This is a genomic window from Flexivirga oryzae (assembly GCF_014190805.1).
Classification (GTDB): Bacteria; Actinomycetota; Actinomycetes; order Actinomycetales; family Dermatophilaceae; genus Flexivirga; species Flexivirga oryzae.
Map to the genome: position 1 here is coordinate 420120 of NZ_JACHVQ010000003.1, position 14592 is coordinate 434711.

Annotated in this window: 13 protein-coding genes and 2 pseudogenes; 11 read left to right on the plus strand and 4 right to left on the minus strand. The window is 64.5% G+C overall.

Translation table 11 applies throughout. From position 1 onward, the window contains the following. Positions 1 to 165 precede the first annotated feature (165 nt). The 3 genes from FHU39_RS18895 to FHU39_RS18905 are packed head-to-tail and all read left to right on the plus strand — an operon-like array spanning position 166 to position 3301. Positions 166 to 744: a VOC family protein gene (locus FHU39_RS18895; protein ID WP_183322243.1), complete on the plus strand. Its 579-nt coding sequence runs from the start codon at positions 166 to 168 to the stop codon at positions 742 to 744. 29 nt (positions 745 to 773) lie between these two features. After that, positions 774 to 1694: a fumarylacetoacetate hydrolase family protein gene (locus FHU39_RS18900; protein ID WP_183322244.1), complete on the plus strand. Its 921-nt coding sequence runs from the start codon at positions 774 to 776 to the stop codon at positions 1692 to 1694. 44 nt (positions 1695 to 1738) lie between these two features. Continuing rightward, positions 1739 to 3301, plus strand: a complete 1563-nt coding sequence (locus FHU39_RS18905) for a bifunctional 3-(3-hydroxy-phenyl)propionate/3-hydroxycinnamic acid hydroxylase (RefSeq protein WP_246336761.1) — start codon at positions 1739 to 1741, stop codon at positions 3299 to 3301. Between the two features lie 22 nt (positions 3302 to 3323). Here FHU39_RS18905 and FHU39_RS18910 read toward each other — a convergent pair whose 3' ends face one another. Further along, complete coding sequence (locus FHU39_RS18910; RefSeq protein WP_183322246.1) at positions 3324 to 4154, minus strand: IclR family transcriptional regulator; 831 nt, start codon at positions 4152 to 4154, stop codon at positions 3324 to 3326. 193 nt (positions 4155 to 4347) lie between these two features. On the opposite strand from FHU39_RS18910, the gene FHU39_RS18915 reads away from it, so the two are divergent. After that, entirely contained in the window at positions 4348 to 4560 is a 213-nt protein-coding gene (locus FHU39_RS18915) for a hypothetical protein (protein ID WP_183322247.1), read from the plus strand. A 296-nt stretch (positions 4561 to 4856) separates the two neighbouring features. On the opposite strand, the pseudogene FHU39_RS18920 reads toward FHU39_RS18915, so the two are convergent. Beyond that, positions 4857 to 6080, minus strand: a pseudogene (locus FHU39_RS18920) (IS3 family transposase). A 414-nt stretch (positions 6081 to 6494) separates the two neighbouring features. Here FHU39_RS18920 and FHU39_RS18925 point away from each other — a divergent pair. The 7 genes and pseudogenes from FHU39_RS18925 to FHU39_RS18950 all read left to right on the plus strand — a co-directional run bounded on the left by FHU39_RS18925 (position 6495) and on the right by FHU39_RS18950 (position 12565). Then, a complete protein-coding gene (locus tag FHU39_RS18925; RefSeq protein WP_183322248.1) occupies positions 6495 to 7589 on the plus strand; it encodes a capsular polysaccharide synthesis protein in 1095 nt (364 codons plus the stop codon). 293 nt (positions 7590 to 7882) lie between these two features. Continuing rightward, on the plus strand, positions 7883 to 9136 hold the full coding sequence (locus FHU39_RS18930) for a hypothetical protein (RefSeq protein ID WP_183322249.1): 1254 nt from the start codon (positions 7883 to 7885) through the stop codon (positions 9134 to 9136). 543 nt (positions 9137 to 9679) lie between these two features. Next, positions 9680 to 10192, plus strand: coding sequence for a hypothetical protein (locus tag FHU39_RS18935; protein WP_183322250.1), 513 nt, complete (start codon positions 9680 to 9682; stop codon positions 10190 to 10192). Between the two features lie 103 nt (positions 10193 to 10295). Continuing rightward, positions 10296 to 11207 (plus strand): IS982 family transposase, encoded by a 912-nt coding sequence (locus tag FHU39_RS18940; protein WP_183322251.1) that lies wholly within the window; start codon positions 10296 to 10298, stop codon positions 11205 to 11207. 8 nt (positions 11208 to 11215) lie between these two features. Continuing rightward, entirely contained in the window at positions 11216 to 11743 is a 528-nt protein-coding gene (locus tag FHU39_RS18945) for a HAMP domain-containing protein (protein WP_343066019.1), read from the plus strand. A gap of 8 nt (positions 11744 to 11751) precedes the next feature. Further along, positions 11752 to 11889, plus strand: a pseudogene (locus FHU39_RS25260) (sensor histidine kinase); the annotation flags it as partial. A 10-nt stretch (positions 11890 to 11899) separates the two neighbouring features. Further along, positions 11900 to 12565 carry a VTC domain-containing protein gene (locus FHU39_RS18950; protein WP_183322252.1) on the plus strand — a complete coding sequence of 222 codons (666 nt, stop codon included), beginning with the start codon at positions 11900 to 11902 and terminating at the stop codon, positions 12563 to 12565. Here FHU39_RS18950 and FHU39_RS18955 read toward each other — a convergent pair. Beyond that, positions 12549 to 13700: an acyl-CoA dehydrogenase family protein gene (locus tag FHU39_RS18955; protein WP_183322253.1), complete on the minus strand. Its 1152-nt coding sequence runs from the start codon at positions 13698 to 13700 to the stop codon at positions 12549 to 12551. The two genes, FHU39_RS18950 and FHU39_RS18955, sit on opposite strands and share 17 nt — an antisense overlap. Next, positions 13691 to 14590, minus strand: a complete 900-nt coding sequence (locus FHU39_RS18960) for a 3-hydroxyacyl-CoA dehydrogenase family protein (RefSeq protein WP_183322254.1) — start codon at positions 14588 to 14590, stop codon at positions 13691 to 13693. The genes FHU39_RS18955 and FHU39_RS18960 overlap by 10 nt, the downstream gene beginning before the upstream one ends. Between the last annotated feature and the right edge of the window lie 2 nt (positions 14591 to 14592).

Below are 14592 nucleotides of genomic sequence, written 5' to 3' on the forward strand. Positions count from 1 at the left end.
AACAAATTCAACGGCTCGGATCAAGAATTTTGTACTCGTGGGTAGAACGCGTTCTGCGTAGAAGGCCATGAGTATTCCTGGCCGAGTGCCTTGACGACTCCGATCTAGGCGTCCTATGGTACGGAACATGTTCTGATGAACAGAACGAATCATGAGGAGTGAAACATGAGCGACACGAACGCCCCCAGCATCGCCGAGCTCGGACACGTCGGGGTCCGCTGCTTCGACGTCGATCTGCAACTCGACTTCTACACGCGAGTGCTCGGCCTGACCGTCACCGACCACGACCCGAACCTCGGCAACTACTTCCTGTCGGCCCGGCCGGAGCAGGAGCACCACGAGTTCCTGCTCGCCAAGGGCAGGGACGTGCCACTCGACGGCAAGCTGATCCAGCAGGTGTCGTTCCGTTGCAACAACTTCGAGGACGTGCTCGGCTTCTACCGCCGGTTCAAGGAGAACGACACGAAACTCGACATGATCGTTTCCCACGGCAACGCCGTCGGTGTCTACTTCTACGACTCCGAGGGCAACCGTGCGGAGGTCTACTGGCAGACCGGGCTGGTCGCCAAGCAACCGTTCATCGAGCACATCGACATCGAGACCCCGCCCGAGCAACTGCTGGACGCCATCCGCGCCTCCGTCGAGAAGTACGGCGCCACCGGATTCACCGAGGACAGCTACCTGCAGTGGACCCGGGAGCAGGCCGGCATCGATGCCACTGACGAGTCTGCGCTCGTCGACTGATCCGTCAGCATCACGAAGGAGCAACCACCATGAAGTTCGTACGATTCGAATCCGCCGACGGCACACCGGGTGTCGGCGTCGTGACCGACGAGGGATACCGGCGCATCGACGGCGCCACCGACCTGTTGCCGCTGATCGAGCAGGGCCGCGACGCACTGGCCAGGGCCGGTGAACAGGCGGTCCGGTCGGGCGGGCTGGTGGACCCGGCCACCGTGCAGACGCTGTCGCCCCTGGCGACACCACCGACCTTCCGCGATTTCTACGCCTTCGAGCAACACGTCAAGGCCGGACGATCCTGGCGCGGCCTGGAGATGGACCCGCTGTGGTACGAGATCCCGGTCTTCTACTTCTCCAACCCCTACGCGTTCCGCGGCGAGGGCGACGTCCCGATGACGGGTGCCGAGAAGTTCGACTTCGAGCTCGAGGTCGCCGCCGTCGTCGGCAAGGGCGGCAAGAACCTCAGCGTCGACGAGGCCGCCGATGCGATCATCGGTTACTGCGTGCTCAACGACTGGAGCGGTCGTGACATCCAGCAGCAGGAGATGAAGCTGTCGATGGGCCCCGTCAAGGGCAAGGACACCGCCACCGGACTCGGCCCCTGGTTGGTGACCGCCGACGAGCTCACGCCATACAGCAAGGACAACGGCTTCGACCGGAAGATGTCACTGACCGTCAATGGGGTCGTCTATTCCGAGGCGAACTGGGCGGACGTCTACTGGTCGTTCCCGGAGATGGTCTCCTATGCATCGCGCGGCACCGAGGTCCGCCCTGGCGATGTCATCGGCTCGGGCACGTGTGGCACAGGGTGCATTCTCGAGATCTCCCGTGGCGTGGACGGTGACCGGTTCCCGTGGCTGGAGCCCGGGGACGAGGTCGTCGCCTCCATCGAGGGGCTGGGCAGCCTGCGCAATGTCGTGGTCAAGGCCGAGGAAGTGCAGCCGCTGCGCTGACGCGCGGACGGCGCTGGCATCGAAAGGAATTGGTCACTGTGAAGATGGACGTGTATGACGTCGCGATCGTCGGCTACGGCCCGGTCGGGCAGAGCCTGGCGATCATGCTCGGGCAGGCGGGTTGGCGCACCGTCGTCCTCGAGAAGCAGTCGGAGATCTATCCGCTGCCGAGGGCCTGCCACCTCGATCACGAGGCGATGCGGATCTTCCAGAACATGGGGATCGCCGAGCAGGTGTCGGAGGTGATCGTTCCGGCGCGTGACTACCAACTGTTGCGTGGCGACCTGTCGGTGCTGGCCAGCCTGCCACGCATCTGGGAGACGCCGTCCGGATGGGAGCCGTCCTACCACTTCTACCAACCGGACGTGGAGGGCATCCTGGACCGCACGGCCCTGTCCACCACGGGAGTCGAACTGCGTCGCGGTGTCGCAGTGACGGACGTGCGCGATCAGGTCGACGGAGTCGAGTTGGACGCGACCTCCGCCGATGGCACACGCGAAGTCGTCTGCGCGCGCTACGTGATCGGCGCCGACGGCGCCAACAGCGTCGTCCGCCGGGCGGCCGGTATCGCTCAACAGGATCTCGGTTTCGAGGCAACCTGGGTGGTCACCGATCTGCTGTTGAACGAGGGGGAGGAGCCGCTCGGCGTGCCGGACACGGGTCAGGTGTGTGATCCCGCGCAGCCGACCCACATGGCCTGGCTGGGTGGCCGGCACTACCGGTGGGAGTTCATGCTCGTCGACGACGTGGCTCCCGAAACGGCACAGCGACCCGACAACGTCTGGGCGAAGCTCGCCCGCTGGGTTACCCCGGACACTGCGGAACTGGTGCGCAGCACGGCATACACCTTCCGGTCGGTGGTGGCCGAGACGCTCAACAAGGGTCACGTGCTGCTCGCCGGCGACTCGGGGCATCTGATGCCACCGTTCATGGGACAGGGCATGGTCAGCGGATTGCGAGACGTCGCAACGCTTTCCTGGCTCCTGGACCGGGTCTTGCGGGGTGAGTCCCCCACGGAGCTGCTCGGCGCGTACACGGCGAGCAGATCGGCGCACGTCATCGCCTACATCGAGCAGTCGGTGGACGTCGGCCGGATCATCTGTGAGACGGATCCGGTGCTGGCGCAGGCAAAGGCGGTGCAGCTGGAGAACGATGGCGAGGCCCCACCCTTCCAGCCTCCGGTCACCGCGTTGCTGCGTCCCGGGCAGGACGATGCGGGACGGCTGTCGATCCAGCCGCGCCTCGCCGACGGACGGCTGCTCGACGACGTCGTCACCGGACTCCGGTTGCTGATCGCCGATCGGGACGCGCTGGCCGGACTCCCGGAACCCACTGCGGGTCTGCTCCGTTCGGCAAGGGTGACAACCGTGATCGTCCACGGTCCCGGTGGCACGACGTCACTCGATTCCGACGTCGTCGAAGTGGCGGAACCGGACCGGCGCTTCGGATCCTGGCTGGCGGCTGCCGGCTGTCTGGCAGCGTTGGTGCGCCCGGACGGGTATTTGTACGGCGTGGCCGTCGACAGCCACGACCTCGTCACCCTGGTGGAGACCCTTGCGACGGATCTCGGCGTCGTCGCACCGGCACAGGTGGTGGCCCCCGCCTGAACGGGCCGGACGAGGGCGCCGATCAGGCGGGGCCGTCGGGGTCAGCAGGGTGCGATACGGAGCGCCGGAACAACGTGGTCTCCAGATCGCCCACCACCGCGGCGAGGTCGGTGCGGACCGCTTCCACCTTGTCGCGCATCCGCTCTGCCGGTCCCGAGACACTGATCGCGCCCTGCGCCATGTCGTGGGAGTCCAGCAGCGGCATTGCCACCGAGATCAGCGCCGCTTCGCTGGCCGCATCGTTGACCGCGAATCCGTCGGAGCGCACCTGCTGCAGGTCATCGAACAACGCCTTGCGGGTCCGGATCGCGGTGTCGGTGCCGCCGTGCAGGCGCTGCGACGGGTAGAGCTGCTTCAGGCGGTCCTCGGAGGTCAGTGCCAGCAGGCACCGACCGCTCGCGGTGACGTGGGCGGGCATCCGGGTGCCGATCCGGACGCCGGCGCGCACCACCTGTGGGCTCTCGGAACCCGACACGAACAGCACCTCATCGTCCTCGCGCACCAGGAACTGTGCGGTCTCACCGGTGATGGCGGTCAGCCGGTCCAGGTAGGGCTGGACCTCCGCCTTCAGGTCCCCTGCGCCCATCACCGCAAGCCCGAGCTTCACCAGCGCGAAGCCGGCGCTGTACGACTTGTCGGCGGGGTTCTGCCGCAACATCCCGCGGTGGACGAGCGTCGACACCATGCGGTGAGCGGTCGAGCGGGCGACGCCGAGCTCGCGGGCCACCTCGGCGGCGCGGATGGTCGGACGGTCCTGCAACATGAGCAGGATCCGCGACCCGTTGTCGATCGACTCGATGAGGTATGGCGGCTGCGTGCCCTCGGCGGTGCCGGACGGCGGAGGTGGCTTCATGGAGGTCCCTGATCGATGTGACGGTAGCCGAATTCTATTCAGCAGAACACGTCCTGGACAACGGGTAGTTGCGTGTGGACTTTACGCCAGGGGAGAGTCGGCGAATTCGGGTGGGCTGCTTCGCGCGGTTGCATCGCACAGACACAGATTCTGCACAGTGATTGTGCGGATGAGTACCAGTTACACTCCGAATATGCGTGGATCCACCCCGGCTGAACTTCCGCACGACCACGAATTGCTCCTCCCCGAAGGGTCGCTTCTCCTCCACATCGGCCCGTCGAAGACCGGTTCGACGGCCATCCAGATCGCCTTTGATCAAGTTCGTGATCAACTCGGCCAGTACGGGGTCGGCTATTCCACGACGTTTCGCCGTGTCCTGAAGCCGGGGTGGGCCGTGCCTCACTAAGCCTCAGCGGTGTCGTCGAAGCGATCTCGGCAACAACGTCGAGACCCTTCCGCGTCGGGTCGGGGATTCACGGACCGAGCACGGTGATGTGTGTGTGCGAACCGTGGATCGGACGAGACGAAGGACGGGTCGTAGAACCTGGTGCGCTCGCGCACGACGTCGTCGAGTGCGAGCACGGGTACGGCGAGCGCGGTGTGGCAAATGGGTCAACCGGTGGTGCGGCGTGCCTGGATGCCTCGCCGGGGCGCACAGCCTTGCAACGTATTCCGTGATCCATCCCGGCGTTTCCGGAGACCTCAATTTGTGAGTGCTGCCTCCGGTATGAGGGCACGTTTGTGATCGTAGTGGAACTGCTCGGCCTGGTCTGGGGTCATGTCGTCGCAGTAGCTGTGCGGTCGTTCTTGGTTGTAGAACGTGACCCATTCGGCTGTCGCCAGGGACAATTCGGCGGCTCCTGGGAAGAGGGGCTGGTTATCGACCAGCTCGTTCTTGTAGTCGGAGTTCACTGACTCGGCCAGGGCGTTGTCGTAGCTATCGCCGACACTGCCGACCGAGGCAGCGATACCGGCCCCGATCAGCTGCTGAGTGAACGCCAACGCCGTGTATTGGGATCCGGCATCGTTGTGATGGATCAAACCGGCCAAATCCGTTACCCCAGAACGCATTCGGGCCGCGATAGCGTTATCGATCGCAGCAGTCACCAGACTCACTGTCATCTGCGTGGAAACCTTCCACCCGACAATCTTGCGGGCGAAGACATCGATCACGAACGCCGTGTACGCCCACCCCGAACGGGTCCGGCAGTAGGTGAAATCGGCCACCCATAAACGGTTCGGCTCCGCCGCCCAGAACTGGCGGTCGACCAGGTCCTTCGCCCGGTCATGGCCAGGATCAGCACACGTGGTGCGCGGACTCTTCTTCTTCAACGCGCCATGCCAGCCCATCTCGCGCATCACCCGTTCGACCGTGCACCGGGCAACATCAATCCTCGCTACGGCGCAACACAATCCACATCTTCCGTGAGCCCAAACCCTTGTAAAACATCATCTTCTGACGCAGCTTCCAGATCGCGTCGATCACCGCCGCGTCAGCGAACATGCGAGCCGTCGGCCTCTTGCGGATGTGCTCGTAGTACGTGGACGGGGCGATGTGTAGGCCATGCTCGCTGAGCACCCGGCACATCGGATCGACGCCCCAGACAAGACCATCCGCACCCACCCGGTCGCCCTGGTGAGTGCGGATGAACCCCACGATCAGCGGTGTGGCCGGTCGATCTCGGCCGCGAAGAAACTTGCTGCGGCCTTCAAGATCCCGTTCGCCCGTTTGAGCTCAGCGTTCTCCTTACGCAACCGCGTGACTTCCTCACCATCACCAGCCGCTTGCGACACCGCAGCAGCCGCCTCCGGGATGCCGCGGACCCACTTACGTACTGTCTCGGCCGAACCGATCCCCAGCAAGTCAGCCGTCTTCTTCATCGCCGCCCACTCCGACGAACCATCGGCCACCAACTGGGACACCATCTCCACCGCGTCCCGCTTCAAATCAGCCGGATACCGCTTCGTTCCTATCGCCATGACATCCATCCTTCCGTGAGACGAAGTCTCCGGAAACGCCGGGACGGATCAGTTGGCCGCAGCCCGCGCTGTGTTCGCGGATCGCGAATTGGTGTCCTGACCCCTACCTGCCAGGTTCTGCCGTTCGATGACTAGAACCGCAGCTCGAGGGCGCGCTGCCACCGCACGTTGTCCTCTGATCAGCCCGCCCTCCAGCTGCGGCGGGCGCTGTGCCGCGCGCACACTCAGTGCGGACCCAGGCCATACCCGGCAATGCCATCTGAGCACGATTGCAGGCCGCAGCGGCCACAGTTGGGCGCGGAAGATGTCACCCGCGCAGGTGTGGTGAGTCGGTGGCTCGCAGTCGGTTACGCTGAGGCCATGTCACGACTCAACCTCGGTGGACGGGACAACATTGCTCAAGCCGATGTTGAGGAAGAGCGGGATCAGGACCTCGTCTGCCAGGCATTGGATGGGCCTTGCAATGGTGACTGGTCGCACGCCCTTGAGGATTTCAGCCAATGCGTACGTGCTGGGTACAACAGCCGGTCCATCTGGCTGCACCTCGCCTCGGCATACGAACGTGCTGGGCGACCGTTTCGGGCCCGACACCTCACTTTCATCACCAACGACCTGTTTCCGTCGGAGATATACCAGGCGAACCGAGCATTCGCCGCTTATGCGAAGGCTCCTGCTGAACGGGAACAGATGGCGTTGTTCCTGCACGCCAACATCCACCAGTTGCGGGAGCGCGCGCTGGCAGCAGTCACCAAGTCGAAATCCACCGCGCGACGAATCTACATGTATTGGGACGCGGAGCCACCACCACTGACACGCATGTGCTTCGAGGCCGCCCGAAAACATCTTCCGGATGGTTACGAGCTGGTCATCCTCGATGCAGAATCGGCCCGGCGAGCGGCTCCAGAGGCCGTACGCATCGGTGCTGCAGCATCACTGGGCAAGGCACATGTGGCCGATGTCATCCGGACCCACCTTCTCGCCGAGCACGGCGGACTCTGGATGGACGCGACTGTGCTGGTGAATCGGCGCTTTCCGTCATTCTTGGCTGAGATATCTCAGGAGGATTTCTTCCTCTTCAGATACCGCGGCTCGCGTACGGGTAACTGGTTCTGGTGGGCCGAACCCGGGAGCTATCGCTTGCAGTTGATCAGAGCGGCACTCGACCTGTGGTTGAGCGAAGGGAGGGTGTGGTCCAACTATTTCATGTTTCACGACATCGTCGAGATGCTCTATTGGGTGGACGACCGGTACCGCTCGGACTGGGATGCAGGGTTGGCGCTCCACCCGCGGGCTGCGCTGGCGATTAAACGGGAGCTAGCCAATCCGATCACCGATGTGTTGTGGGACGATCTGCTGACGCGCTCGCCGGTCAATAAGCTCACCTGGAAATTCCGACCCGAAGCGCTTGAGAATCCCAGGACTGCGGTATCGCGGTTGCTGCGCGGGACCCAATGAATTTCTGCCCAAGACCTGCGTGACGCGGACTGGACGTCCCAGCTCAGGACCGCACGTGGTCGAAGAACTCGGTGGACAGGTAACGCTCGCCGGTGTTGGCGAGGATATGGAACACCCGCGGGGCCGGGTTATCTGACACCCGGTGGCAGCGAGCGGAGTCAGGGGTGCCCGAAGCCGACGGAGAGCTGTGGAGGGTGAAGTTTAAACTCCTACAAGGAGATTGGAACTGTCGGGACCGACCTGCCACGCGGCGGACACAGAGAGTGCTTGTGATCACCGGATACACTCAAGGCATGCCAGGACACAATGAGGTTGAGTCTCAGCACGAAGGCGACATGCTGCTTCCCGACGGAGCGCTCCTGCTCCATATCGGTCCGTCGAAGACCGGTTCGACAGCTATCCAGATTGCTTTCGATCAAGTTCGCGATCAGCTGGGCCAGTACGGTGTCGCGTACTCGACGACTTTCCGTCGAGTCCTCAAGCCCGGTTGGGCTGTCATTGGCTGGGCGCCTCCGGGTCATCCGGTCCCAGATATTGGCTATTGGAGTCGATATTGCGAGCGAGTGGCGAATATGGGCGGGCTTAGGGTCTGTGCCAGTACCGAAGATTTCGGACAGGTGCAGAACGCGGATGTGGCACGGACGATAGTGCGGGGTCTGGGCGGCGATCGAGTGCACATTGTTTCCGCAGCACGTGCCTATCACCGCCTCCTGCCGTCGTACTGGCAGGAAATGGTCCGGACGAACTTCGACACCCGTACATACGAGGAGTGGCTCCACGACGTTCTGGACGCGGCGCCCGCGGATGGCCACGGCTGGGCTTTTACTGGTTCCCACAACGTGACGCGCACGGTGCCGGCTTGGCTCAGCGCAGTTGCACCGGAACGATACACATTGGTCGTCTTGGGCGATGAGGACCGAACTTTGCTTCCCGACGTATTCGAGGAGATGCTGGGGTTGCCCTCAGGGATGTTGAGGGTTGGAACCGGCGCGAACTCGTCCTTGAGTTTCAACGCGGTCGAGGTCCTGCGTCGTCTCAACGAGATTCGTGGACAGAAGGACTGGCGACTCGACTACTACGAGCAATTGACTCGGCAAGGATACGTGCGGGGAGCTCTCGACGCTCCACGCTCAAGCCTCGATCGAGCCATTCCTGAGCTTCCGGAATGGTCCATTGAACCTTTGGCTCGTCTCAGCGCCGCGCGTGTCGAGGAAGTCAAAGACCTTGGTGTTCGAGTCGTCGGGAATGTCGATGATCTGCTGCTGCCGCCTGTTTCCGCAGCGGACCCAGAGGACCTCAGCCCCGAACAGATTTCTGTCGAGGCAGTCACATCTGCGCTTAGCAAGATGATGGATGTAGCGCTGACGAAGAAACTTGTATCCCGGACTGGGCCGACCGGTGGCCGTGGCAAAGCGCAGAGTCAGCCGAAGCCGCCCACACTGGCCGACTGGACAGGAGAAGAGCTAATCCGCGAGTTGGAGCGTCGCGTCAAATCTCGCATAGGCCGCGAAGCCGGTCGATATAGCCGACGACTCCGTCGTCGCTGACCTAGCAAATCACGGTGCAGAACCACGCCGACACCGATCGCTCCGTGTCGAGTTTGGCTGGAAGCCGTGCCACAGTCGAAGAAACACGCGGATCGCTCGGCCCGAACGGTCGAGGCGTTTGCGGATCTGGCTGGTCATCGTGACGCGGGCGCGCGGATGCGTTCGTCCCTAGAAGTCCTCGATCAAGCGCTCGGCGCCGTGTACCTGTACCGCGAGGGTGGCGGCAGGAACGGAGCCGCTTGATGAGAGACCTCACGTCTCGGTCTCATCCCGACCCGGGTTATGCCCGGCAGGGTGGGAGCATGAGATTGAGCCGGTGGATCCTCGGTGGCGTGCTGTGAACGCATCGGCCTCCACCGGTACCGCGCCGGCGGCGGTACCTCGGCGTCCTCGACAACGGTGCCCTGCCGCGCCCAGAAGACCGGTGCGCTACGCGTCACCAAGCCACCGCCGGTGGCGGGCGATGATGACGACGACGATGATGACGACTGACCGAACGTGCGGTTGAGCGCTCGCCCGCATCGTCAGCTGGATGGTGCTCTGTTGGGTATCGCTCTGGGCGGCTCGGTCCTGGTCCCCGCACAGATCGTGTCGGTGCGCGCGGACACCCTCGCGACTCGCGCCCACGACCACGAGTCGGACAATTTCCATGCGTTCGCGGCTTCCCCGACCGGGGAGGCGCGGACCATCGTCGACTCCCTGCTGACCCGGTACCTCGCCGTCAAGGTGCCCGATCGTGGCAAGACGTTCTTCACGATGATCAACGGCAAACCCCACCGTCGCATCCCGGGCACCCCGGCGGGGCGGCTGGACACCGACCGCGCGTTCGTCGCCCATATCGCTGATGCGAGGAAACCGATGTCGAGGTGGTGGAGCAGCAGCGCCAGATGGGTGAGGTATGGCGTCATCCCGGTCACCGTCGACGGTGACCGCGCACACGGCGCGCTCGTGATCACCGAACTCCGCGACGAGCAGGCCAAACCGCCCTTCTCCACGGTGCGCATCTTCGCCATCGTCGGCGCGGCCGCGCTCACCATCGCCGCACTAGATGAGTAATTCCTGGCTGTGGCTGGTGTTTTCGGTGTGGCGTGTGATGTTTCGGGTGGAGGGTGCCCAGACTCGGCGTTGCGTAAACCAACACCGAACCTGGAGGTCCGCCGTGGACGCCGATCTGGACACCCTCGCAACCGCACTCTATGCGCGCGTTGACGATCTCTTCAAAGACGCGCCCGATCGGCTTCCGGCACGGCCCCGCACAGGGTTCCCGGTGCACCTGACGGATGCCGAGCTGGTGACGTTGTCGGTGATGCAAGCACTGCTGGGTTTCACCAGTGAAGCACGCTGGCTGCGGTTCGCCACCACACACTTGCGGCACCTGTTCCCCTACCTGCCGTTACAGCCGGGGTACAACAAGCGGCTGCGCAAGCTGAGCGCCACCATCGGGTGGCTGATCCGCGTCCTGGGCCGCGACACCAGCATCTGGTCTGATGACGTATGGGTGGTTGACTCCACCCCGGTGGAATGTGGCCGGTCCCGGGAGACCGCCAAACGGTCCGACCTGGCCGGATTCGCCGAATACGGTTACTGTGCAAGCCATTCCAGGTTCTTCTGGGGTTTGCGGTTGCATCTGCTGGCCACCGTACATGGCCTGCCGATCGGGTTCGCCTTGACCGGCGCCAAAGCCGACGAACGCCACGCTTTGCAGGGCATCCTGGCAGACCCTGCCCTGGCCGACCTGGCGGTCGGAAACACCGTGATCGGGGACAAGAACTACTTCGGCGCCGACTTCGAAGACCACTTGACCCGGGCCGGGATCGAACTGCTCAGGCCGGCCCGCAAGGGAGAACCCGACCGCCCCGGCAGCCAATTCTTCAAACCGTTACGTCAAGTCATCGAGTCCATCTTCGACACCCTCAAAGGCCAACTCAACCTGGAAAACCACGGCGCACGCTCCACCAGCGGCGTCATCGTCCGCATCTGGCAACGCCTCCTGGCCATGACCGCAGCCATCTGGCACAACGACCGCATCGGCGCACCAGTCCTACGCTCCCTAACCGCATACGACCACTGACCCCGGGAATTACTCATCTAGTCAGTTGGGCGGTCGCCGGTCGCGTACTCGAGCCCGTGCGATGGATGCGGCAGACCGCCGATGAGATCAGTGAGTCGGACCTGGACCGGCGCATCCCGGTGCGTGGCCACAATGACGAGGCCCGACTGGCCCGCACCTTCAACCACATGCTGGACCGGCTGCAGGCGTCCTTCGTCGCCCACGGCGCTCCATCGACGACACGACGCACGAGCTGCGAACGCCGATCACGGTGGTCCGCGGACACCCGGAACTCATGGGTGACGACCCGGCTGAGCAGCAGGAGACCAAGGCACTGGTGCTCGACGAACTGGACCGGATGCGGCGCATCGTCGACGATCTGGTGGATCTCGCGAGATCCGAACGCCCGGACTTTCTCGCCATCGGGGGTGGACCTCACCGACCTCACGGTTGACGTCCTCACGACTGTGCGCGTCATGGCCGATCATCAGTGGGTGGTCGACGCCTTCGCCGAAGGCGTTGTGCTCGCGGACGGGCAGCGTCTCACCAGGCGCTGATCCAGTTCGTGTCCGACGCTGCCCGGCACACCGACGACGGTGACCGCATCGCGATCGGGTCGTCATACCGGAACGGCCAGGTGGCGCTGTGGGTAGACGACAGCGGCACCGGCGTCGACGCCTCGGACGCCGAGCACATCTTCGAGCGTTTTCGTCGTGGGGCGCAGAACCGTCGTCTGGACGGTGCGAAACTCGGCCTATCCGTTCGAGGGGCGCCGGGTGATGAACTACGACTCGGTCTACTTCGACTCCGTCGACCTACAGCTCTTCCGGTCCCACCAGCAGGGCAGGCGCTGCCGTTTCAAGGTGCGTATCCGCACGTATGCCGACAGCGGTGCACGCTTCGTCGAGGTCAAGACCAAGTCGGGCAGAGGCGAGACGGTCAAGCATCGAATGCCCTACCCCGACGGTCCGCGCACCGCATTGGACGAGAGCGCAGCCGATTTCGTGCAATCAGTGATTCGCGAACAGTACGCGACGACTGCGCCGCCGCTGCACGCGATGCTCGACTCGGTCTACCACAGGGCGACCTTGGTCGACCCGGCCGCAGGCGAGCGTCTCACCTGCGACGTCGACCTACGGTGGTCCACGAGTGACGGCGACTTCGTGGTCGGGCCCGATCGGGTCCTGCTGGAGAGCAAGACGACGAATCGCGGCCGAGTGGACGGCATTCTCGCCGCGTGGGGCATCCGGCCGCTGAGTATGAGCAAGTACCCGATAGGCACCGCCCTGCTACGCCCCGAGTTGGCCGCGAACAGGTGGAATCGGTTGCTACGCCGAGAGTTCGGCTGGCAACGTGCCGTCCTCAGAGGAACGCGCTGATCCCCGTCTCCGCACGGCCGATGAGCAGTTTCTGGATCTGGCTGGTGCCCTCGTAGAGCGTCATGACGCGGGCGTCACGCAGGAACTTCTGCACCGGGAACTCGTCGATGAAGCCGTAGCCGCCGTGCACCTGAACCGCGAGATTGGCGGCGCGGACGGCGGCCTCGGAGGCGAAGTACTTCGCCTTGGACGCGGCGGTGCCGAACGGTTCGTCCCGCATCACGAGATCGCAGGCTCGCCATACGAGCATGCGGGCCGCGTCGGCGTCGACCGACATCTCCGCGATCATCTCCTGTACCAGCTGGAAACTCGCGATCGGCTTGCCGAACTGGTGCCGTTGCTTCACGTACTCGACGCTCGCCTCCAGACATGCCTGGACGATGCCGACGCAGCCGGAAGCGACCGAGATGCGGCCCTTGTCCAGCGCGCTCATCGCGATCTTGAAACCCTTGCCCTCCTCGTCGAGCAGGCAGTCCGCGGGGACGCGCATCCCCTCGAAGGTCAGCTCCGCCGTCGCCTGGCCGCGCAGGCCGAGCTTGCCCTCGATCGGGCGCAGCGAGAACCCAGGCGTGCTGGTGTCGACCAGGAACGCGCTGATCCCGCGCGGGCCGGCTTCCCCGGTGCGGGCGAAGAGCAGGCACACGCGGGCCCACGTGCCGTTGGTGATGAAGATCTTCGAGCCGTTGACGACGTAGTCGTCACCGTCCCGCACCGCCGTCGTGCGCAGTGAACCGGCATCGGAGCCGGTGTCGGGCTCGGTGAGTGCGAAGCAGCCCAGGCCGGTGCCGGCACAGATGCCCGGCAGCCAGCGCTCCTTCTGCTCCTGCGTCCCGTGGCTGAGGATCGACTTGCCGACCAGGCCGAGCGACACCGAAACCAGCCCGCGCAGTGAGGAATCGACGCGACCGAGCTCCTCCAGCGCCAGTGCGTAACTGAGCATGTCGCCGCCGATCCCGCCGTACTCCTCAGGGATCGTGAGCCCGAAGAAGCCCATCTCGCCCATCCGCGGGATGAACGCGGTGTCGATCGACTCGGCCCGGTCCCACTGCGCGCGGTGCGGGACGGCTTCGCGCTCCAGGAAGTCCCGAGCGAGGTCGACGAAGTCGCGCTGCTCCTCGGTGAGAGTCAGCTCCATGCGTCGTTCACCCCGACCCGGTTGCCGCTCTCGTCGTACACGTACCAGCCACGTCCGGCCTTGCGCCCCAGGTGGCCGGCCTCGACGCGCTTGGCGAGCGACTCCGCGGGCTTGTCGGCCGGGTCGCCGCTGTCCGCGAAGCGACCCATGGCCGCGTAGTAGCCGATGTCCAGACCGGTGAGGTCCTGCAGCTCGAACGGGCCCATCGGGTGCCCGAGCGCGCTCTTGCAGGCGATGTCCACCGCCTCCACCGACGCGTACCCGCCGTCGACGAGGAACAGGGCTTCCCGGCGGATCTCGGTCAGGATCCGGTTGGCCACGAAACCGTTGATCTCCTTCTCCAGCAGCACCGGCAGCTTGCCCAGGCTCTTGGTCAACTCGACCGTCGCCTCGATCGTGGCGTCCGAGGTCTGCTCACCGCGGACCACCTCGACGCACTTCATGACCAGCGCCGGGTTGAAGAAGTGCATGTTGCAGACGCGGTCGGGGCGCCCGGTCGCGTCGGCGATGCGTGACGGGACGAAGCTGGAGGAGTTGGAGGTGAGTATGGCGTGCTCGGGGCACAGCTCGTCGAGGCGGGCGAACAGCTCGCGCTTGATGTCGAGCTTCTCGACCGCGGCCTCGATCACGAAGTCGACGTCCTTGGCCGCCTCGGCGAGGTCGGTGGTGAAGGTCATCCGGGCGAACGCGGCATCGCGCTCCTCCGCAGACAGGCGTCCCTTCTCGACATTGCGGTCGATCCGCGAATGCAGTTGTGCCTCAGCGCGGTCCAGGCTGTCGGTGCTGATGTCCTGCACACGCACCTCGTAGCCGGAGAGGGCACACACCATGCCGATCTGGGATCCCATGGCGCCCGAGCCGACGACCAGGATGCGGGAAATGTCAGTCATGA